The 21761-nt window shown below is 41.6% G+C and carries 20 protein-coding genes; 3 read left to right on the top strand and 17 right to left on the bottom strand.

Going from position 1 to position 21761, the window contains the following annotated elements; translation table 11 throughout:
• Positions 1-27: 27 nt before the first annotated feature.
• The 17 genes from BW983_RS19310 to mobA all read right to left on the bottom strand — a co-directional run bounded on the left by BW983_RS19310 (position 28) and on the right by mobA (position 19563).
• Positions 28-432 (bottom strand): VOC family protein, encoded by a 405-nt coding sequence (locus tag BW983_RS19310; protein WP_072997310.1) that lies wholly within the window; start codon positions 430-432, stop codon positions 28-30.
• Between the two features lie 59 nt (positions 433-491).
• On the bottom strand, positions 492-1220 hold the full coding sequence (locus BW983_RS19305; RefSeq protein ID WP_072997309.1) for a helix-turn-helix transcriptional regulator: 729 nt from the start codon (positions 1218-1220) through the stop codon (positions 492-494).
• Positions 1221-1378: 158 nt separating this feature from the next.
• Positions 1379-2203 carry an RteC domain-containing protein gene (locus BW983_RS19300; protein WP_072997308.1) on the bottom strand — a complete coding sequence of 275 codons (825 nt, stop codon included), beginning with the start codon at positions 2201-2203 and terminating at the stop codon, positions 1379-1381.
• Between the two features lie 63 nt (positions 2204-2266).
• The gene (locus BW983_RS19295; RefSeq protein WP_072997307.1) at positions 2267-3283 is read right to left on the bottom strand and encodes a BamA/TamA family outer membrane protein; all 1017 of its coding nucleotides are present in this window, start codon (positions 3281-3283) and stop codon (positions 2267-2269) included.
• Between the two features lie 37 nt (positions 3284-3320).
• A complete protein-coding gene (locus BW983_RS24175) occupies positions 3321-3485 on the bottom strand; it encodes a hypothetical protein (RefSeq protein WP_167370011.1) in 165 nt (54 codons plus the stop codon).
• A 93-nt stretch (positions 3486-3578) separates the two neighbouring features.
• Positions 3579-4736, bottom strand: coding sequence for an acyloxyacyl hydrolase (locus BW983_RS19285; protein WP_221405655.1), 1158 nt, complete (start codon positions 4734-4736; stop codon positions 3579-3581).
• A 35-nt stretch (positions 4737-4771) separates the two neighbouring features.
• A complete protein-coding gene (locus BW983_RS19280) occupies positions 4772-5530 on the bottom strand; it encodes a LytR/AlgR family response regulator transcription factor (protein WP_072997304.1) in 759 nt (252 codons plus the stop codon).
• On the bottom strand, positions 5527-6396 hold the full coding sequence (locus tag BW983_RS19275; protein ID WP_167370010.1) for a sensor histidine kinase: 870 nt from the start codon (positions 6394-6396) through the stop codon (positions 5527-5529). Before BW983_RS19275 ends, BW983_RS19280 begins: the two co-directional genes overlap by 4 nt.
• A gap of 223 nt (positions 6397-6619) precedes the next feature.
• Positions 6620-7030, bottom strand: coding sequence for a DUF2147 domain-containing protein (locus BW983_RS19270; protein WP_072997302.1), 411 nt, complete (start codon positions 7028-7030; stop codon positions 6620-6622).
• Positions 7031-7052: 22 nt separating this feature from the next.
• Positions 7053-7562 carry a hypothetical protein gene (locus tag BW983_RS19265; RefSeq protein ID WP_072997301.1) on the bottom strand — a complete coding sequence of 170 codons (510 nt, stop codon included), beginning with the start codon at positions 7560-7562 and terminating at the stop codon, positions 7053-7055.
• A 43-nt stretch (positions 7563-7605) separates the two neighbouring features.
• Positions 7606-12069: an efflux RND transporter permease subunit gene (locus BW983_RS19260; protein ID WP_072997300.1), complete on the bottom strand. Its 4464-nt coding sequence runs from the start codon at positions 12067-12069 to the stop codon at positions 7606-7608.
• A gap of 14 nt (positions 12070-12083) precedes the next feature.
• The gene (locus tag BW983_RS19255) at positions 12084-13172 is read right to left on the bottom strand and encodes an efflux RND transporter periplasmic adaptor subunit (RefSeq protein ID WP_072997299.1); all 1089 of its coding nucleotides are present in this window, start codon (positions 13170-13172) and stop codon (positions 12084-12086) included.
• Between the two features lie 322 nt (positions 13173-13494).
• Complete coding sequence (locus BW983_RS19250) at positions 13495-14106, bottom strand: GNAT family N-acetyltransferase (RefSeq protein WP_072997298.1); 612 nt, start codon at positions 14104-14106, stop codon at positions 13495-13497.
• 248 nt (positions 14107-14354) lie between these two features.
• Positions 14355-16352, bottom strand: a complete 1998-nt coding sequence (mobC, locus tag BW983_RS19245; RefSeq protein WP_072997297.1) for a conjugal transfer protein MobC — start codon at positions 16350-16352, stop codon at positions 14355-14357.
• Between the two features lie 148 nt (positions 16353-16500).
• On the bottom strand, positions 16501-17559 hold the full coding sequence (locus BW983_RS19240; protein WP_072997296.1) for a 3-oxoacyl-ACP synthase III family protein: 1059 nt from the start codon (positions 17557-17559) through the stop codon (positions 16501-16503).
• A 278-nt stretch (positions 17560-17837) separates the two neighbouring features.
• Positions 17838-19124 (bottom strand): conjugal transfer protein MobB, encoded by a 1287-nt coding sequence (gene mobB, locus BW983_RS19235; RefSeq protein ID WP_072997295.1) that lies wholly within the window; start codon positions 19122-19124, stop codon positions 17838-17840.
• Positions 19096-19563 carry a conjugal transfer protein MobA gene (mobA, locus tag BW983_RS19230; RefSeq protein WP_072997294.1) on the bottom strand — a complete coding sequence of 156 codons (468 nt, stop codon included), beginning with the start codon at positions 19561-19563 and terminating at the stop codon, positions 19096-19098. The genes mobB and mobA overlap by 29 nt, the downstream gene beginning before the upstream one ends.
• A 699-nt stretch (positions 19564-20262) precedes the next feature.
• Here mobA and BW983_RS19220 point away from each other — a divergent pair.
• The 3 genes from BW983_RS19220 to BW983_RS19210 are packed head-to-tail and all read left to right on the top strand — an operon-like array spanning position 20263 to position 21753.
• Complete coding sequence (locus tag BW983_RS19220) at positions 20263-21030, top strand: ParA family protein (protein ID WP_055133997.1); 768 nt, start codon at positions 20263-20265, stop codon at positions 21028-21030.
• Between the two features lie 13 nt (positions 21031-21043).
• Complete coding sequence (locus BW983_RS19215) at positions 21044-21448, top strand: DUF3408 domain-containing protein (protein ID WP_055133998.1); 405 nt, start codon at positions 21044-21046, stop codon at positions 21446-21448.
• Positions 21448-21753: a DUF3408 domain-containing protein gene (locus BW983_RS19210; RefSeq protein WP_055133999.1), complete on the top strand. Its 306-nt coding sequence runs from the start codon at positions 21448-21450 to the stop codon at positions 21751-21753. Before BW983_RS19215 ends, BW983_RS19210 begins: the two co-directional genes overlap by 1 nt.
• The last annotated feature ends 8 nt before the right edge of the window (positions 21754-21761 follow it).

Genomic DNA, 21761 nt, shown 5'->3' with positions numbered 1-21761 from the left:
TATAAGCTCCCTTTTTCTTGGCAGACGTTATTTTACATAGTTCAGATACCAATGTACCCCAAACTTATCTATGACACACACCAGGTTGGTGTCAATCGTTGTTTGGAAAAAATCAAATGTTACATTTCCGTCAATTTTCAATTTCTCAAAAACTGATTTTTGTTCATCAGGATTATCAAAATTTACTGTCATTCCAATACCGTTTCCAAAACTGATTTCTTCCTTTTCAAAACCGTCAGAAATATAGAAATGAACGTTTTCCGCTTTAAATTCAGCGTGGGCAATTTTGTTCTTATAGGCTTCCGATACCTGATAAGGTGTTTCTGAATACCGTTGTACAAAAATTGTCTGTCCTCCAAAACAATCTTCATAGAATTTCAAGGCTTCTTCTGTTCTGCCTTTAATCGTAAAATAAGCAACTAATGTTTTCATATTCAATTATTTTTAGGCAAAGATTGTTATTAACCCTGCCATAAAATTGAACGGAGTTGCTATTTTACGCTTTGAGAGGGCAATATGCCGAATGCCTTATAATATGTTCGTGTAAAATGTGCTTGGTCTGAAAAACCACCTAAATAAGAAGAGTGTGTAAGGCTCTGTTTTTGATAAACTGCTTTTAGGGATTTGACTAATTTCGTATATAAAACAAACTCTCTAAAAGATATTCCTGTTTGCTGTTTGAAAAGATGAGAAAACCGATACATTGATAAATGGCTGTGTTCAGAAATCTGTTTGAGCGTTATGTCTTCTGTTTTTCGGATTTTATCTATTGCTTTTCTAATTCTTTTGTCTATCGCAATACCAGAAGTATAGCCAATTTCGGAAATAATTTTGTCAATTATTTTTTTGGTCAAGCTCTCGTCATTCTGCTCATCTGAAAGCCATTTTTCTAAACGTTTGGTTATATTTTTTACCTGAATAAGCGATAATTGTTTGAAGGGCTCTTTTCTGTCGGTTAGTTTTAAGCCTTGTTCAGAGAAAGGCTCGATATGGATAAAAGCAATGTAGCTGTTATCAGGATTGACAAGTTTTCGGATAGTGTTAGCCTGCATAATTACTCCCTTGCAGGAAACCTTTTGCCGCTCACACCAATAATCAATTTCATCTGAAAACGATACAGCAACGGTAATAGCGTGATGCAGATGTTCGCTGGTCTGGATGTCTTTACCGATATAAATCCCGCCAATGTCCGAAAACCCTATTTTTATGTGTTTTTTCACGATTTTTTATTGTCTTACAGACTTAGATATTGTCCTGGTTATTTACTCATTATCTTAGATGGTTTCCTTTCCGTTTCATCCTGCAAAGTTATCAAATTCAAATAAGCAAATGTTTATATCTTATGGATAAACTACATTGCGGGTATTATCAAACAAAACTACTTATCATCGTACTCATCCATTTTTCTAATCAGTGCATCACGTAAGTTGTCAAGGAATTTCGTTCGGTTTATTTTTCGGGCTTTCAGTTCCAAAAATGTATGATAAAAATCTCCTAAGTCAATATTAAATGTGCTTTCAAATGTTTTGGCAATAACCTTGATGTCGGCATTTCCATTGTCAAATATGCCGTGTGCATATAGAGCATATATCAACTCCGTTAATGCTGTTTTGCTACCTGTCCAGTTCAGTACAGGCTTTTCAGAAGTCTTATTTTGATGCGTGTTATGAAGCTGATCTTCAAGATAAACCCGTATCAGGTCATTAGCTATAATCTTCGCCGCTTTGTAATCATGAGACGTGGAAAATCTGTGGTCGGTTTCAAAATAAACAGTATCCAGACTCAATTTTATATCATATTTACCTCTGATAAAGAGCTTGTCATCAATGAAAGAATTATTAGTCCGGTAGTATTTATAAAATTCGAGATTGTTGTCAAAATACTTTTTGAGTTTTCTCAATTCTTCATTTAGATATTTTTTTATAGCCTTACTATTGTTTGGCTTTTTGGTTTCAATTTTATAAATGGCATTGTAGTAAACGAGCTTTGCCACAATTGCAGGCTTCTGATACTTGAAAAAACGGATTTCTTCATCTGTATTCTTAAAACCTCTTTTTAGAACATATTCTTTTACTTCAGACAGACAGTTTACAATGAGGTGAATAATGGTTTCTATACGTTGTATGGAATAATCGGTTTCCAACTCACATTCATGAATTGTGGTTTCCAGACTATGGAGTTTTTCATTCAAAAATTTATTCATTCAGCTTTATTTTAGTGTTTTTGGTTTAAAAGGAAAAGTCTATACAGGCGTAGCCACAGAAGATTAAAAATATTCCCCCAATGTTATGTAAAAGCCGTGGTAGCCACGGCTGAAACCATAATCCAACGATATATTTGTGCCGGATAATTTATCGACCTTAATCCTTAGCCCACCACCGACGCCTAAACTCCATTTAGAGAACAGCGGATTTTTATAGTCCTCTGTGCTATTGAGGTTTGAAAACAGTGTAAATCCGAGCAGTCCATCACGTGTGATGTCCTTTCTATATTCCGCTTCCAGATAAAACAGGGATTTCGCACGAAACCTGCTCTGCTGAAAACCACGACCCGAAGTATTGAAATCATCCCATCCAATGGATGGCAGATCAAAATAAGGAGCATTGGAATTAAATGTTGTCCAGTAATAGCTCCATAATGCGATCAGGTTCTGCCGTTCAGGAGACTTGGTCAATCTGTAATATTTTTTGGCATCCACATACAAAGAATGCCAATAACGATCACTACCCATAAATTCGGGATTCATCCTGTACGTAATATTTAAGTAGCTTCCCTTTGATGCATTTATCGAACTACCCCTCGTATCATATAGTAAATCGAAGCTGATACCGGAGGAGGTGCTGGTTGTTCCGTTCGTGGTTCCATAATTGTATCCGGAAAATTGTGTAAGTGTTGGGTCTTGGGAGTTTGTTTTAATCTTTGAATTGACATCAAGATGATATCCAACCCCTAACAACAGTCCGGGAGAAACCTGTCTGAATATTTGCTGGTAAACACGCAGATATGACCTATCGACTAATAACTTGTCATCATCAGTTTTTAGCTTTCCTAATCCGTAGGTGTATTCCGGGTATTTCAAAATCCGCATATCGCCTCGTAAAGCCCATTTGTTACGATCCAGCCAGATGTAGGAACGTACAGGGAGTCCATACCTGCCCTCAAAATCGAAATAGGGAACAAACCAGACTTCGGATAAATTCGTGTTTTTTCGGCTTCCGAGATAAAAACTTCCTGTTACCGTGGTGACCAAAGCCCTGCCACCTCCGGGAACATCTGTAGTCAATGGCAGTACGGAAAAGCTGAATGGCTTATCCGTGGTGTCACGAGGTTCCGGAGGTATGTATATTAAACATCTTTTCGATGACATCAAACAGATCCTTCTGCTTAATGGTATCCTGTTTGGCTTCAATGCCAGTAGAATCTGTGGGAGTCTGAGCATGAAGTGCCAGAGGGAGGAAACTGAGGCACAGTACTGTCCACTGCATCCCTGCTCTTATCCGCATGGGCCATTGGGGACACTCATTACTGAATGTTAAGCATTCTTTTTTATTTTTCACTACTTTCATGATTTTATGAAATTATCTATTGATGGTATAACCCACTGTCCATTCGACAAAATCAGCCTTGCCCATATGTGCTTTGATGGATACCCCGGCATTGATATTTTTATACACGTAATACCGAGCTCCAGCCCTTAGGAAAAAGGGATTTACCTCACCGTTGAACTCCTGCCTGTGCAGGTAATAGCCGATATTTCCGTTTAGCACAAGGCGTTCATCCAGGATATGTACGATATACAGGGTCGGCCCTCCCGAAAACTGGGAGCCAAAGGCTCCTGCCTTTCTGCCCGCCACTTTGCTATCGTTCCCAGAACCAGAATAATAAAAGTCCACTCCGGCTCCCAGACGCCATTTGTGGGATACGTGCCTGCTGGCATAGATCCCGATAGTCGCTTTGAGGTAGCTGTCGTCCGAGTCGGGACTGAGCTGTTTGACACCCGTCCCGAGATTGATGTGGTACAGCCATTTTTTTGGAAATGGTGCGATAGGGGCATCGTGCCTTATCATAGCTTCCGGATGTGGCTGATAGCTGACCGAAAGTGACAGTGGCACCAGATTGATACCTCGGTTAGGCAGTGCCATGGCTCCGTTTGAAAAATGGTGGAACGACACGCCGATCCCTGCCTTCCATTTTGCATGGAGGCGGTACTGTGCACGAAGGCCAAAATCGATAAAAACGTTGTTCCGGGAGCCAATTGCCAGGTTCAATGGATTGTCAACCTTGTCATAGGGTTTGAAGTTACCTGTCAGACCCAGTGCGATCCGGTAGTCAAACGACCATCTGCGGTCACTTTCCGGGGAAAAGGGAACCTGCACGAAGCCGTACACGGCGAACGGATTTCCTATAATGTCGTTGTTAAAGGTACCCGAATAGATCCCCACGCCATAGATGGGGTTATTGTAGAGTGCATTATAGGCATACCGCTTACTGTTCTGTTTCCAGCCGATCCTCAGGTTGGCTCCCTGATAGTAGGCATCCTTATAGGTCATATCCCTCAGTTCCTTTTGTTTCAGGATTCCACCGTTTTCCAGATCGAACTCAATGACCAGCGGATTACGGGCAGGAGCCTGTCGGAGGGAATCTTCCTGAGCCATGCTGAACAGTGGAAAAAAGGCAATAAAAAAAGGCAATAGGGATTCATGCCGGCATGCCGGCCAGAAAAATAGTAATCTCATTTGTATTCTTTTTTAAAACGATAGGACGGGCTGGATCAACTATCCAGCCAGGCTTTAAAGTCAGGTACACGGTCTCTGCTCACAATGACATCTTCATCAGGCTGAGGGGAAAGCACGAGCTTAAGACGGTTGCCAAAATAAATATGTATCTGCCGTATACATTTTCTTGAAACGATGAACTGACGGTTTATCCGAAAAAAGGTATAAGGGTCAACCTCTTTTTCCAGCAAGTCTAACGTGGAGGAAAGCACATGGGGCTTATTATCCAGCGTAACCAGATGCGTTAATTTATTGGAGAGCTGAAAATAGGCGACCTCATCTTTAGAGATCGTCAGTAACCTGTCTCTCCACTCTATCAGAAAATTGTTCTTAAACCTCGTTGGGTTCGCTGAAATATCTTTAAGGAGAAGTTGAAGATCGGGGATAGCAGTTACCGGATTCAACTGACGATACCTCATCAGGCTTTGCTTAATATCTTCTATCGCTACGGGTTTTAGCAAATAATCGATGCCATTTGCTTTGAATGCCTTGATCGCATATTCGTCGTAAGCCGTGGTAAAAATGACGGGCTTCTGAATATCAAATTCGGAAAAAATGTCAAAGCTGAGACCATCCGACAACTGAATGTCCATGAAATACAGATCCGGCTCATCGTTAGCGGAGAGCCATTCCAGCGTTTCCTTAACCGTGTGTAATATAGCCACGATTTCAATGTCTTCCCGAACCTTTGAAATAAGCCGTTTCAGTCGGTTGGCTGTCAACAGTTCATCCTCAATTATTATTGCTTTTATCATCGCTTAAGTTCTAAAAATGGAACCCTCACCCAAAAGAAATCATCATCGTGCTTTATCGAAACCACTTCGTTTCCGAGAAGCTGATACCTTTCTGTTATATTTTTCAAACCAATGCCTTTGCTGGCTCTTTGGGTAGTCACAGGGTTAATGTTGTTCTTTATTACGATACCGTCCTGGTCAGCAAGTATTTCTATTTTTAAAGGGCTTTGCCTGCTGATCGAATTGTGTTTGATAGCATTTTCAACCAATAACTGCATGGTTGCCGTGGCAATGCCTTTGTTCATAAGGCTGTCCGGTATATCAATTTTCACCATCAGACTTTCCTGATACCTTGCTTCGTACAGAAACAGATAAGAACGTATAAATTCCAGTTCCTCTTTCAGCGGAACTACATGGTGTTCTTTGTCTTTCAGTACGTGCCTGTAGATATTTGAAAGTTGCTGTACATATTCAACCGCCAACTGTGAATCCTCTTCTATCAGGGAAGTAAGCGTACTGAAATTATTAAAGAGAAAATGAGGATCTATCTGCATTTTCAAAAATTCCAGTTCTGCCTTAGCCACTTTTTCTTCATACTTCGCCAGCGTGACCGTCGCCGTATTCCATTGGATGAAGAACGAAGCAGCCGTAAATACCGCAGAAAAAAGTATGCACATAACTGTTCCGGTTACAAATACCTGCCGAACCGTTGTTTCATCATAGTATGCATCGGGGATCAACAGCCGTGAAAGAAACAGTACGGAACTGACGATAACCATCAATATACCGATCTGAATAAAAATCCTTTTGGTAAGTGCAGAACGCCACGGGAAATGTTTATCCAGCTTTTTGCTGACCCAAAAACTGCTTTCCATTATGGTCAACACACCGATGAAAGTCACCGCCAGATCACGGAGCACTTCGAGCACGAACTCTTTTGTGAGCGGATAATCCCACGGGTTTATCAGGAGCAGCATTCCATAGAACACTACTCCGATGATAAAGTAACCGATAAACTTAAATCCCTTTTTTTGAAATGTCATAACAGTACGAATTTAAACATTATCGTTGAGCTGACCGTGATATGCATTAGCAATTAACATTCACCTGCTATTTTCGTGTCCACGTTTGTGTCTGGTAGAACATGCCGACATAGCCCCGCACCTTTAGCTTGCCATTTTCAAGCCACATGGTACATTTATAGGTCTTTCCTTCCGATGGATCATAGATTTTGCCACCTTCCCATTTTCCGTTGTTCTGCTTAAAGTCCGTTAACATAAGCAGTCCGATAAGAGGTTTGCTACGTTTGGACTTGTCCGGGTTTTCCTGATCGGTCAATGGTTTGCCCTGTGCATCATTGGCATCTTTCAGCCATACGATCTTACCATTGAACTTGTCTCCCGACTGATAAATTTCTACAATGGCTTCACCGTCGTCTGTCAGCCATTTTCCTTTTATTTCCTGTGCATAGGTGAACGATGCTATAAGCAGCAGTGCAAAACTTAAAAATAGATTTTTCATGTTTTATTATTTTTGTTATAAATTATTTCAAGAGTTTTATTTCATTTAAACGGACGTTTCCCTTTTCCGACTTGGCAATAATCACCGCAAGATTCGGTCTTGTTGTATGGGTCTGTTTTTCGCCCACCTTTACCCCATAGGTCAGCAGGATTTCGCCGTTTTCATCTCTCTGTAAACTTACAGGGTATATTTTCGTCTCCCTGTCCGTTTCCGGAAGCACAACCGCCAATACATTTTGTTTGGAAAAATCAATAACGGTAGGCTTTCCATCATTTCCCATGTGAGCCGCCATTCCAAAAATTTCATTAAACTGTTCCTGTGTTTCAATTCTGGGATGCTCCAGTTTTGTTACTGTATTATTTACAAAATAGTTTTTAGCTAATGTGAAAGCAATGTCTGCTGTATTTAACACCGTGTCCGTTGTATTTACAGCATCTTTCAAAGCATTCTCGTTGTCCGGTTTCTTATTGTTTTGACACGCCGTAAAAGCCAGCCCTGCAAGTGTTAACAGCATTACGATTCTTTTTGTCATATTTTAAATGTTATCGTTTTTTATCGTATTAATGAGTCCGGTTCTATTGTATAGTGCCGATTGCTTTTTTCAGTGCAGCCGAAGCAATGAAAGCATCATATACTGCCTTATTGTAGCTGTTATTTGCCTGTATCAGACTGAACTGACCATCAAGTACGTCCTGATAACGTCCAACTCCCTTTCGGTAACGGGCATCTATCAGTTCCAGGCTCTTTTCTGATGCCTGTACAATATCTTTTGCAACGTTGATCCGTGACATGGCTTCTTGCAGGTCTCCCTGAGCTTTACGGTATTCCAACAGTGCCTTACTGTTAAGCTGTTCGCCTGCTATTTTCAGTTCCTGCAATGCAATAGTGGACTGCTTTGCCTTGTGATCGTTCCTGAAACCGCTGAATATAGGAATGTTGAGCTGTAGCCCCACATAGAAACTGTTCGGCCAGGTATATTGGTTCAACCTGAAATGGTCATGTTGAGCCTGAATCTGGTACTGGCTGATAAAATCCAGTGTGGGAAGCCTACGGCTTTTATCCAGATCAATCTGTTTTTTAGCCAGAGCCTGTTGTGATATATTCTGCCTGATGTCAGGTCTGCCTTCAAAAACAGGAGAGCCGTTCTGCTCTGTAAACAACAGGCTTGTAAGGGTTTCTTCAGAAATGCTTTCCTGCAACAAAACCGTACTCTCAAAAGGCAGTCCTATAAGCTCTTTCAGGTAATCCGTCGCCTGTACAATCTGATTTTCTGCCATGTAGAGGTTCGGTTTCTGATTCTGCACATTGATATACACATTCAAGGTATCCGATACAAGTGCCAGATCATTTTTATAAAGGACACGGGTATCGTGCATGGTCTGTTCTGCCCGTTCTATTGCCTTATGGACAAGTTCCCTGTTAAGGATCGCTAAGCGGATATTATAATAAGCCCTGCGTATCTCATCAGCCAGTTCCCATTTGGTCATTTCCCGCTCCGCTTCCGATAACGCTGTGTTCAGTTTGGACAACCGGATTCCTTCACGAAGCTGGGGATTAAATATCGGTAACTGTAAATCCACCAAACCGCTGAAATGATTCTTTGCCGATCCGTTTACAGGCATCATTCTTGAATTGTCAATCGTCAAATCTCCCGTTGGTGAAACACCGATACCGGGGAAAAAGAAAACGGTCGGCTTGATGTTACGTATGTAGGTGGTCGATGCGTTGATCTGCGGATAGCGGTTTGCCTCGATTTCCTTTGTCGCATACTGTGATTTCAAGGTCGAAAGTTCTCCTGCCTTGACCATTCTGTTGTTTTGAAGCCCAAGCCCGACCGCTTGCTCCACGGTCAGCCTGTACACGGAATCAGCGGGAATCGGCTGGGTCTGTGCGGACAGTTGCAGTCCACCTATCAGTAGCAGAACAGTCGCTATACCGGACTTGTTTACTTTGAGTGCCTTGCGTTGTTTTGATCGTTCCATCAAACGGGTAATACCATAATGAACGACAGGAACCAATAGCAAGGTCAGGAACATCGAACTGGTAAGCCCGCCTATAAGTACCCATGCCAGACTGCTGATCATTTCCGAAGATGCCCCTTTTGACAATGCCAGTGGTAGCATGCCAATTACCATTGCCAGCGTGGTCATCAGGATCGGTCTCAACCTTGTACGTCCGGCATCCAAAAGTGCCGCTCTGAGAGAATCTCCCTCGGCAAGTCGTTCGTTTGCCCTGTCGACCAACAAGATGGCATTCTTCGCCACAAGCCCCATCATCATGATCAATCCGAATATGGAAAAGATATTCAGTGAATTTCCAGCTAAAGCTAAAGCGACCACGGAACCTCCGACACCTACCGGAATGGAGAACAATACGACAAACGGGTATGCCCAGTTGTTATACAATGCGACCATGATCAGGTAGATCAGGCAGAGTGACATAACCAGTGCCACGGCAAGGCTTCCGAAAGCATCATCCTGCAAATCGAGGTCGCCCTCATAACGAAGCGTAACGGATGCAGGTAGCGGATTTTTAGCTACGATAGCCTTGATGTCCTCGCCGATATCTCCGGTAGGTCTGCCGGTTACCTTTGCCATCAGCATCACTGCGGACTGTTTATTTCTTCTTTCGAGCATAGATGGTGCGGTGGCTAAACGGACATCCGCAAACTGTTTGAGGTATATCATCTGACCCTGAGCGTTAACGAACGGGAAATTTTCAATATTGCTTGTGGTCGCTTTGTCCTGTTCACGCAGGGAGATACGCATATCGATCTCTGTACCGTCCTTTGTATATTTCATATCTTCGTAACCGTTCACGGCTATACGCAGTGCCGTACTGATCCCCTCTACGGTCAGACCGAGGTCACCGAGTTTTTTACGGTCTATATTTACCTGTAACGACGGTTTCTCATCCTCTACAGAGAGCTTTGGAGCAACGATACCGTCCACTTTCCTGATATCTTCCAAAAGTCGTCTTGCGGTTGCAAATACAGTATCTCTGTTCTCTCCGTGCAACAGTAGCTGTATCGGAGCGGCATTGGTTCCGAAGAGACCTACAGTGGAAACATCGACTTTCACACCCGCTTCCAGCAAGGCGATTTTTTTAAGTTCCCGTCCTATTTCTGAAATGGATTTACTTCTGTCTTTAGCTTCAACGAGCGATATGTTTATACTTGCCACGTTACCGCCACGGTTCTCCCCTGAGCCATCACTTTGATAACCGACAAGCGTAAACTGATTAGTAACTTCCGGCACTTCATTCACTCTCTGTTCAATAGATTTGACAATGCGATCCATTTCCTGGATACGTGTACCCGGAGGGGCTGTGACCATCAGCGAAAGCTCACCCTTATCCGTAGCGGGAACAAACTCGCTACCTACATGCCCTGTGAACAGCAGGCTTAGTGAAGCGATCAGGAAAGCAGCGGAAATACCGACAGTTTTCCATTTATTAACAAGTGACCATGCCAGTATCCTTTCGTAAAGATCGGTCAGCTTCGCAATCTGTTTCTCAAAGAACATCGCAAAACGGGAGAAGATAGTCTTTCCGTCCAGATGGGTAAGTTTCGCAAAACGTGACGATATCATCGGTGTCAAAGTGAAAGACACCATTAAGCTGGACAGTGTGGAAACCACGATGACTAAAGCGAATTCTTTAACAAGGCTACCTACAAGCCCCGGCACAAAAGCAAGGGGCAGGAATACCACTACGTCCACCAGTGTAATGGACATCGCAGCAAAACCAATCTCTGTACGACCGTCAAGGGATGCTTTCACTCTTTCAGATCCCATTTCCATGTGACGGTAGATATTTTCCAGCACCACAATGGAGTCGTCCACCAGAATCCCGATCACAAGAGACATAGCGAGAAGCGTCATCAGGTTCAGGGAGTAATCCATAGCGAACATCATGATGAAAGCAACCAACAGGGAGGTTGGAATAGCGATCAGTACGGTGATTGCATTTCGCAGACTGTGCAGGAACACCAGCATAACAAGTGCCACGAGCAATACCGCCAAAAAGAAATCAAAGTACACGGAATTAGCCGCTTTGAGTGTAAATTCCGATGAATCGGAAATAACAGAAAACTTAAGCCCGATGTTGCTGTGCAGGGATTCCAGTTCTGTCAGATGTTCCCGTACCAGTTTTGCGGCTTCCACGGCATTTGCCCCGGTCTGCTTGTTGACCAGCAGGGCGATGGAGTTCTTGCCGTTTACACGGTTCATGACCGTAGCCTCCTTTTGTCCTTCTGTTATATTGGCGACATCTTTTACGAATATGGTACTGCCATCCGGCTGGACACGTACGGGTTGCATACGAAGTTGCTCGAAGTCCGTTGCTTTACCTGTGGTACGCACGTCAAATTCGCCGTCTTTTGATTTTACCGCACCAATGGGTATCTCGACATTACTGCTTTGGATAGCCTGTGCAAGCTCATCCATGCCAATGCCATAGGCCCTCAGCTTTTCAAGGTCTGCGGCAACTTTAACTTCCCTTGGAGAACCACCAAGAAGCGTAACACGCCCTACATTGTTGATCTGTGAAATACCCTGTCTGATCTGCTTATCCAGCATCTCGTACAACTGTGCTTCAGGAATATTCGCAGTAGTTCCTATTCTTAGTACAGGCTCATCGTTGATACTGTAACTTTCAATAGTGGGTGATTTTACGGCAGCAGGGAGTTCAGGGAGTACTTTGTTTATCGCCCGCTGTACATCCTGAATCGCTTTTTCGGGATCAGCATCGGCAACAAACTCAATGGATACGACCGCAGAGTTTTCGGCAGAATAAGTGCTGACCCTTTTTATCTTGTTTACGCCGGATATGGCGTCTTCCAATTTTTTGGATACCGTGTTTTCTATTTCACTCGGTGCTCCTCCCGGATATACGGCTGTTACCGTAACGACGGGGGTTGCCAGTTCGGGCAATAGTTCATAGCGGAGTTTGCTATATCCCAATATACCCAGACCTGCTATGATCAGGTAAAAGACAATAAATAATATGGGGCGTTTGATCGCCAGTTCTGTTAACTTCATTTCTTTTGGGTTTATTAGTTGATATCTGCTTTGCTTTCAGTAATCTTTACCGATGTAAGGTCTATTCCTTCGGTAATATTGGACTGTCCTTTGGTCACCACGATATCACCGGGCTTCAGACCGGATATGACTTCGATATAATCTTCCAGTTCCCTGCCTTTTTGGAACGGACGGCGAACGGCTTTTTTGCCTTCACCGACCAACCAGACATAAGGGGCATTGAAATCACCTCTTACCGCCGTGCGTGGGATAACCAGTGTAGAAATTTTTTCCGATGCGTCCATATCCACATTCACCGTCATTCCGCCCATCAATGTGATGCCGTGCTGGTTGTTGTTCACCTTGGCAAGTACAGGAAATGTTTTCGCCTGATTAGCGTTGGGAATGATCGCTGAAACCACACCCTCAAAATGGTGTGTCGGATAGGCGTCTACGGTAAAACGAACTGGTTTGCCCTGTTTGATCTTGGAAATTTCCTTTTCGGGAACCTGAAAACGTACTTCAAGCTGGTTTAAAGGAATAATAACAGCGACAGGGCTTCCGGGTGACAGGTAGTCACCTACACTTGCGGATTTGGTAGCAATAACGCCACTGATCGGAGCAATGACCGTTGTACGGCTAAGTTCAGACTGGGAGATTTTCAGTTGCTTTTCTGCCATGTTCAAGGCGTGTCGGGCAGTTTCCAGTTCTACGCCTGTCGCATTGTTCTGTTTATGTAATTCGGCATACCGCTGATAGTCTACCTTTGCTTTTTCGTACTCGATCTGGTGTATCTGATGGGATGGCTGTTTCATTGGGTTTTCAAGGACAGCGATGACCTGACCTTTACTGACCTTACTACCGTTCTGGATGTTTAGTTTTACAACCTTACCATCCGTTTCCGCAACTAAATTTACCATCCCTGTGGTTTCCAGTTGTCCGGGATAAGAAAAAGAATCGTCAAACTGCTCTTCGGTAACAGCAATAGCTTCTATTGCGAACGGAACTGCTTCCTGTTCTGCACGAATCTCTTTATCCACCTTTTTTTGGTTGCTTGAAAGTTTGAACCATACCAGCCCAACGACCAGTAAAACACCGACAATTAAAAATATTTTATTACGCATGATCACTTATTTTTTTGCCAAAGGTAGCCTGGGCATTAAAGCGTATGCTTGAAAAAGAAACCGAACGGTAAATATTCACCGTTCAATTGTGTTATATCCGTTTAAGTCGTTTGCTGAGAATTTGGTTGGACACAGTTTGAAAGTCAGTAGTAGCAACTACCTATGATATAGGAATTTGGTGAGTTATTTTTTGCTTGGGAGCAAGCCGATAAAAGAAAATTAAGCATTGTTTTTTACAGGTAGTAAAAAGCCCGGTACGAAACCATGTAGCGTAGGTATATAAGCCCCTACCAATAAAAAAGCCTTGAATTTTTCAAGGCTTTTAAAATCGTTTACTGAATATATAACAGGTCAATGCGACCTCTTTTCCGTGTATCTCCATCGTGATATCCCGTTTACCCGACATAGTGAAACCCCGCCTTTCGTAAAACTGGTAGGTAGATCCGGAATCGGTATACAGGTAGATCATTTTATCTTTTTCATCCTTTTCCAATCGGTCAAGCAGGAGTGTTCCGATCCCCTTGCCCTTGATGGTAGGGTCAACAGCGAAAAAATTCAGTTCACCGTCAATTTCGTTTGTCCTTTTCAGTTCATTGAGCATCTCTACATTGGTATCGTCATATATACTGGATGCTTTCCAGTAAAAGAGATTGATAAAAAAAGAAATAGTTTTGACAAAGGCTCTGTAATAAAAGGAGGTAAAAATTTTTGGTTTACCCTTTATGTCTGCTAAGAGTACGCCCACCAATTTATTATCCATATAGGCTCCGTATGCCCGTGTTGCTTTGGTAATTTCCAAGTACCAGAAATATTTGCTGTAGATATAGAGTTCTAACTTGTTGGTTGCGTACCATGATAAGTGCATGCCTTCGACAGCAAACTTTCTTGCCATATCGAAATCCTTATCTCTGAGATTTTTTATTACTACTTCCATTTTATCTGCCTTTTTTTTCAATCAGATAGCAACCGCATATTGCTATTTTTCATACAGTTGATTCTGTTTACAAAATTATCCAATCAAAGATACCAATAGTCAAAAAAAATAATTGAATAGGGTAAATTGACTTATGAACTGTTCTATACTCATCTAAACCGGGAAATTGGTTGATGTAAAGTGTTTGGATCGTCATTCGTGTGGCAGAATTTATATTTTTTTCAATCATCTCTTAGCATAAGTCTTGGCTATTGTTGTACCAAATGTTGTAGATCAGGGTCATTCTTGATGCGTTCCATTTCACTCTCCACGATATGAACAATGTCTAATTTTATCTGACGGTAATTGTTATCAATATCCCGTTTCATATTATCTACTCCGTTTTCATCGACAAAGGATAAAATTTCGGGTATCTTCTGATACGCTTTGGTTTCGGTAGCAACCTTTTCATTATCAACCACGATTTCCGCATGAAATATTTTTTGCTCTATACGTTCGTCGAAGTTATCGGAAACAGCACCCACGAACATACCTTGTGTAAGGGTACTGATTTTTGAAGCCGGAATAAGGCTGTCTAATTGGGTTGAAATGGAAGTAGATTTATCATTACGATTAATCGTCATACTCTGCCGTTTTTGTAAAACTTTTCCGAAACGTTCTGATAAATTTTTCGCTGTTTCGCCTACGACCTGACCGCTAAAAATATTACCAACTGTGTTCTGAATTACCTTACTTTCTTTGTCGCCATAATCACGTATTAATTGACTAAAATCTTGAAAACCAAGGCATACAGATACGAAATTACTTCTCGCAGTTGCGATGAGTTGGTCAAGTCCCCTGAAATAAATTGTGGGCAATTCGTCTATGATAACCGAGCTTTTAAGCTGTCCTTTTTTATTGATTAATTTTACAATTCGGGAGTTATATAAACCCAAAGCTGCTGAGTAAATATTTTGTCTATCGGGGTTGTTTCCGACACACAAAATTTTAGGCTCTTTTGGGTTGTTGATGTCTAAAGAAAAATCGTCGCCTGTCATAACCCAATAGAGTTGTGGCGAAATCATTCTCGACAAAGGGATTTTGGCAGAAGCAATCTGACCTTGTAATTGATCTTGTGCTCCGCCTTGCCAGGCATCCATGAAGGGCGACAAATAATTTTCCAATTCGGGATAAGAGGTCAGAATGGTAAATACATCAGCGTATTTCTTATTCAGCAACTCAATAGCATGGGGAAAGGTACAGAACTTACCATTTTCGTAGATTTTAAGAAACCAGATAATGGCTGCCAACAATATAATTGGCGACTCGACGAAAAAATCCCCTTGCTTCTGTATCCACGACCTGTTAAGGTTTAGCATGATCGTATATGCCGCTTCGTAGGCATCGGATATGTCCGTCATAAAGCCGGGATTAAGCGGATTGCAACGGTGGCTCTTGCGTGGGTCGTCAAAATTTATCACATAAAATTTGGGCTGTACTTTGTACTTATCCCTGTTCTTCAATAAGTGGTTGTAGGCAATGGTAGAAAGGTCATCGAATTTGAAGTCATAGATGTACATGGAGAACCCTTTCTCAATCTGTTGCTTGATGTAGTTGTTTACGATTGCATACGATTTACCGGAACCCGGAGTTCCTAACACGATCGTTGCCCGAAAGGGATTCACAATGTTAATCCAGCCGTTGTTCCACTTGCCTTTGTAATAGAACTTCGTGGGAAGATTGACAGAATATTCGTTTTCCATCAGCTTGGTTTCCTGCTGAAAACTCTCATTTTCATTATTGAAAACGTCGTCCATCAGGTTGTTGTTGAGTAAACGGTGCATCCACACACCCGCCATCAATAAGGCAATATAACCGCCCGCCATCGTAAGGATATAAAGGAATGTTCCGGCAACTGGCGACAGCTTTAAGAGTGGCGTATTGAGAAAGAATAACACAAATCCAATACCCAACGCCACATAAATTTTAGACCATGTTATTTTTTCATTTTTTACGCCTTTTGTTCCCAGACAGCTTAAAGCCAACAATACCAAAGCGAACACTTTGGTATATAACGTATGTTCAAAAAGTCCTGCCGTCCGGTTGAAATTCCCTAATATCTTATTGATGATTTCTAATGTCCAGCCACGTTCTAAAAAGAAAGTGTAGCAAAACCAATAAAGGTGCATCAGTACCAAAAGGATACTTACTGCCCGCATAAAAGCCATTATCTTGGCTAAGCCTCTTAAATCGTCTTCTCCCTGCATTTGAAAAATTTTAAATGTTCGGGCGTGAATTTATAGGCTGTATAGCGTGTCTATAAGAATATGGCACTCAATGGCGGTGCGTGGCGGTGTTTGGCTGAATAGTACAGTTTACAATCAATCGAAATTATTATCCTGAGTTCTGTTTATTTTATGCCTTATAAACAAACGCATTGATATTCATTCCCGCACCTACCGAAGCAAACAAAACTATATCTCCTTTTTTAATAGAATGTTCAGGTAACTCTCCTCTTTTAATCATCGCAAGTAGAGAGGGAATTGTTGCTACACTGCTGTTTCCGAGCTTCTGAATAACCATAGGCATTATGTCTTTGGGAACTGCTGCATCGTATAACCTGTAAAACCGTTTAAGAATAGCTTCGTCCATTTTTTTATTAGCCTGATGAATAATGATTTTATCCAATTGGTTAATGGAAAATCCGCTGCTATCAAGGCATTCTTTCATAGCAATAGGAACACGCAAAATGGCAAATTCATAGATTTTTCTGCCGTTCATCTTGATGTATCGTATATCAGGACAACTCTCATTAGAGTACGATTTACCAAAGTGCAGATAGTCTTTTTCTTCTGAGGTAAACGAACCCGATATGTGCGATTGGATTCCCGATTCATCATTGCTGATTTCCAATATGGCAGCACCTGCTCCGTCTGCATAAATCATGCTATCCCTGTCATGGATATCTACTACTCGGGAAAGGGTTTCTGCTCCGATAATCAGGCATCGTTTAGCAATACCCGATTTAATAAAAGCATTAGCTTGTATCATTCCCTCAATCCACCCTGGGCATCCGAACACTATATCGTAAGCAACACAAAAATTGTTTTTTATCTTCAAAAGATGCTTGACCCTCGAAGCGAGGCTCGGAACCATATCGGACTGCACCGTTCCGAAACGCACATCGCCAAAATTATGGGCAAAAATGATGTAATCCAAAGTTTCAGGATCAATCCCCGAGTCCTTAATTGCGGATTTCGCAGCGAAAAAGCCCAGGTCAGAAGCTACCTGTTCTTTTGTAGCATAACGCCTTTCTTCAATGCCTGTAATTTCTTTCAGCTTATTGATAATTGTTGCGTTGTCATGTGTTAGAGCCAGTCCGTTTTCGTCAAGGAAATGATGTTTATCAAAAAACAGGTTGGTAATCGTTTGTGAAGGTACATAATTACCCGCACCAATAATTTTACTCTTCATTGTTATTTCTTCTTGTGATGCACTTCCTCATCCCTTTTTTTCCAACATTTGCAATCATTACATATTCTTGGCAAAATTAGTTTGGGCAGTAAAGTGTATCGCAGTAAAAGAAGCTGAATAGCGGATATCTGCTGTTCAATCGTAATATATCAGTTTAAACGGTTTTTTGGATATTACTCTTTTTAAATCCAATCCCCAGAGTGAGCGATAGCGGTATAAATGACCTCTTATAAAATGGAGGTCTTGGTATTATCCATATTTATATTGTGGTGTATGAGTTATTGCATTCTCCTTTTTTTTCTTTTCTTCATTCTATTAGCAAACTGTTGTTCCTCATGATCCTCGCCCTGGGCTTCAGGAATAAGCAAACCGCCAAAGGCTTCGATTAAACCGTCTTCATGTTTTTCCTTAGTATCCAGAAAGTCGAACAAATGATGCGGTTCTTCCGTGGGTAGATCCTCATCCTTTAAATGGGATATCTTTGCCTGTGGTTCATCATGTTCTTTTATTTCCGGTCTGATGTTGTTGTTCCAGTAGTCATTAAATGTATTGGCAGAAAGCTCCTTACCCAAGCGAGAACCATTCCAGACCGTTTTGGAATTGTGATCGATGAATGTAATACCGTAGATCCGTCCTACATCATTACGCCGTACCATTACCTGAATGCCCTGCTCGGCTAAGTTTTTTTTAAATTTCGATTCATCAACCGTTGTTTTTAGGGCAATGTTAATGGCGGCTTTGAGTGTCTGTTTGGTGGGATGGTCTTTCAATGCCAATTTGCATTTCGCAAAATGCAATTCCAAAGCGGGTAACCCTGCGTTTTTTCCGAACAGGGAAGCCTTGAACGGATGCCCGGCTCTTTCTCCCTTTTCATTCAACGGGATGTACAATAACCCCTGTTTCATTTTTCCCTGCAATTCGCCCTCCACTTTCTCCGTAGTAATATGGAAGAGGGATAGCAAGGCATTATACTCTCCCAAAGTTTGATATTGATAGTAATTGGGCAGGTGTCGGACAACCGAAGCGATCTGGCTTTTTACATCGCCAGCCCGATAATCCACCGGACGAAACACCTTATCATTTTGCTGATGCTCTTTGTTTGTTGCGGGTACTAAATGGTGTTGCTTTTCGAGTTCACGGCACACTTTCATTGATCGCATTTTCTCGAATTTGTCCGAAATCTTTACACCGTTTTCGTCCACGCATACCGATACGATATGGATATGGCTACGGTCAATATCTGTGTGTTTGAATACCACAAAAGGCTGTTCGCCGTACCCCATTTCACGCATATACTGTTCCGCAATTTCCCTGAACTTGTCATCGCTTACCTTATCCTTTGGGTCGGGATTGAGCGAGATATGCAGGGTATGATATTCCGTATTGCGATTTGCGATTAAGTAGGGTTCAAAAGATTGGGTCAACTGTGCTACGGTATATTCTCCGTTTGGTGTCTCAATTATCTTATGGGCAAGGAGAATTTGCCCATTTTCCTTTTCCACTTTGAGGTTATTGTATGACAATGCACCATATAAATTACTGCTTCTTCCGATTTTTGCGATCATTGTTTATGCTGTTTTTCAGATATTTTGCTTCAAATTCTTCGGTCAACTCCATAATTTTTTGGCATAAAATGACCATTTCCAATGTCTGTTTTTCTAATTTGTAAAGGAAAGCGGCAGCTTTTTTCTCCGAAAAATTGCGGTACAACAGCTTTACGATCTGGTTATAATTCACACCTATGGAGCGGAACTGACTGTGAAACGAGGTCAATCGCATATAGTAATCAACTGTTCCTTTGTCAATCTGAACCGACTTCATTTCATTTCCGAATAGTTGCGAAATGATAAATTTTGCCTTATTGGGCATTCCCGATGCTTCAAAAAGCGATAATAATTTAGCGTTTTCCTCGTCTGTCAAACGGAAAACGTGGCGGTGGGTGCTGGGATTGAGCTTTGGCTTACGACCGCCCTTATGCTGTTTCTGTTTGTTGTTCTCGTTCATCACAAATCCATTTTTAATTCATACGAAAAGCCGACTTCGGAGGTCTTTTTCTGCTCCCTGCAAGGGCAAGTTGTTTTGAGGCACTAAACTCGGTTTCGAGTGCCTCAAAACACAACTTGCCGTGTTCTGTCGAACACAAAAATCCGCCCTGCGGGACGGATTAAATGTAACAGGGAAAAGCGGCTCGATGCCGTTCCTATTACCCTCCGATTTGTCAAAAGACTTTTGCATAAATCCATTAATAAAAATCATTGTACAAAGTAAAGCCCTGTTTACGAAAGCAGTGTATTGTATAGCAGTGCCAAACACTGCCTTTGAATGCCAAACACTGCCACAGCTCAATCAGCGGTTAAATCAATCGCTTTATTTGCCGTATAATTTTAGTGCAGGTAGTAAAAAAAGTATTTCAACAAAGAAGAAAATCAGGTTTGCAAACAGGCAGTTTGGAATAAAAGCATAAGGTTTTAAAAGCATAAAACAATAAAAGTGTAAAAGCATAAAAGCGGTAAAGCAATTTACCTGTTGCAAGTTTTGCCACTTGCCAAAGAATGTACCTGACAAGGCAAAAATGAAAGCAAATACCTGTGCAGGAAATTACCCAAAAGGGAATGCAGGAATATAGGAATGAGGTAATAATCAGATAAACCAATATTCAATCCTGCAAAACAAATAAAGTGTGTAACAATAAATTTTTAAATAATGGAAACAACAAAGAAAACTTTAAAAATCAGCTTCTCCACCCAAAAGGGCGGTGTGGGAAAATCTACGATGACAACCCTGCTGGCGAGTGTGCTTCACTACCGTTTAGGTTTTAATGTGCTGGTATTGGATTGCGACTTTCCGCAATACAGCCTGAACAACATGCGTGAACGGGATAAGAGAACCATAATGCAGAACGACTACCATAAAAAAGCGGCAATGAAGCAGTTTCAAGCCATCAACAAAAAAGCGTACCCGATTATTAAATGCAAAGCTGAAACGGCTCTGGAGAAAGCTTCGGAATATAGAAGCCAGTCGGCGGTTGTACCAGATGTGATTTTCTTCGACCTGCCGGGAACAGCCAACACCAAAGGCGTTCTGACCACCTTAAAAAAAATGGACTTTATCTTTTCGCCCATTACTGCCGACCGTTTGGTAGTGGAAAGTACATTGGGCTTTACCAAAGCCTTTCTCGGACTTCCCCAAACGGACGAGGGCAATCCCGAACAAGAGATGTGGCTGTTTTGGAACCAAGTGGACGGCAGGGAAAAAACAGGTTTGTATGATGCGTATCAAAGTGTCATCAAAGAACTCAACCTGCCCATAATGGAAACAAGAATAATGGATAGCAAGCGTTTCCGAAAGGAAACAGACGACACAGGCAGTTATGTATTCCGGTCAAGTTTGCTGCCTGCCGAACCACAGTTAATGAAAGCAACCAAAATGGATTTATTTGTCGAGGAGTTTTTAAAAATCACTCATCTATAAAAAATAGTAAAGTATGGCTTCAGACAACAAAAATAACGATTTTGAAAAGCCCAATGTTGATGAGGAATATCTTATGAACATTATAAGTGGCGATGAGCCTGTTGCTACACCAAGCAATAATAAACAGCAGGATGTACCAAAGGAAACAAAGACCAGGGAAAAAGCCCGTAACAGTTCATCAAAGAAAGCGGATTATGAGGAAACCTTTTTGGTCAATCGATTTCCATCGGGGCGTAACGGAAAGGTGGTTTACATACGCCCTGAATACCACGAAAGATTGCTCCGCATCGTTCAGCTGACAAGGGAAGAAAGAACTACGCTCTACTCTTACATTGACAACATTCTTGAAAATCATTTCAGGGAGTACGGGGACGATATTACCAATTATTTCAACGAACATTTTAAACCCATTCTATAATGAAGAAAGATAAAAAGAACAGGAATGCTATTGTATCCGGCAACAGCTCCGATACAGTTAGCAATACGACTAAAACAACCTATGAAAACGCATTTATGCAAATGAATAAAATGCAGAAAAGAGGCAATAAAAGTATATACCTAAGTCCTGAACATCACGAACGTTTAACCCGCATTGTACAGATTATAGGCGATGATAAAATACCCTTGTTTGCCTATCTCAATAATATTCTTGAACATCATTTTAAAGTGTTTGAAGATATGATTACAAAGGAGTTCAACGAAAAATACAAAGGCTTATTTTAAAAACCCTA

It is taken from the genome of Chryseobacterium ureilyticum (assembly GCF_900156735.1).
In the GTDB taxonomy this organism is placed as follows: domain Bacteria; phylum Bacteroidota; class Bacteroidia; order Flavobacteriales; family Weeksellaceae; genus Chryseobacterium; species Chryseobacterium ureilyticum.
The sequence above is the reverse complement of the archived record's forward strand: the minus strand, read 5'-3'. Positions and strand labels throughout refer to the sequence as shown.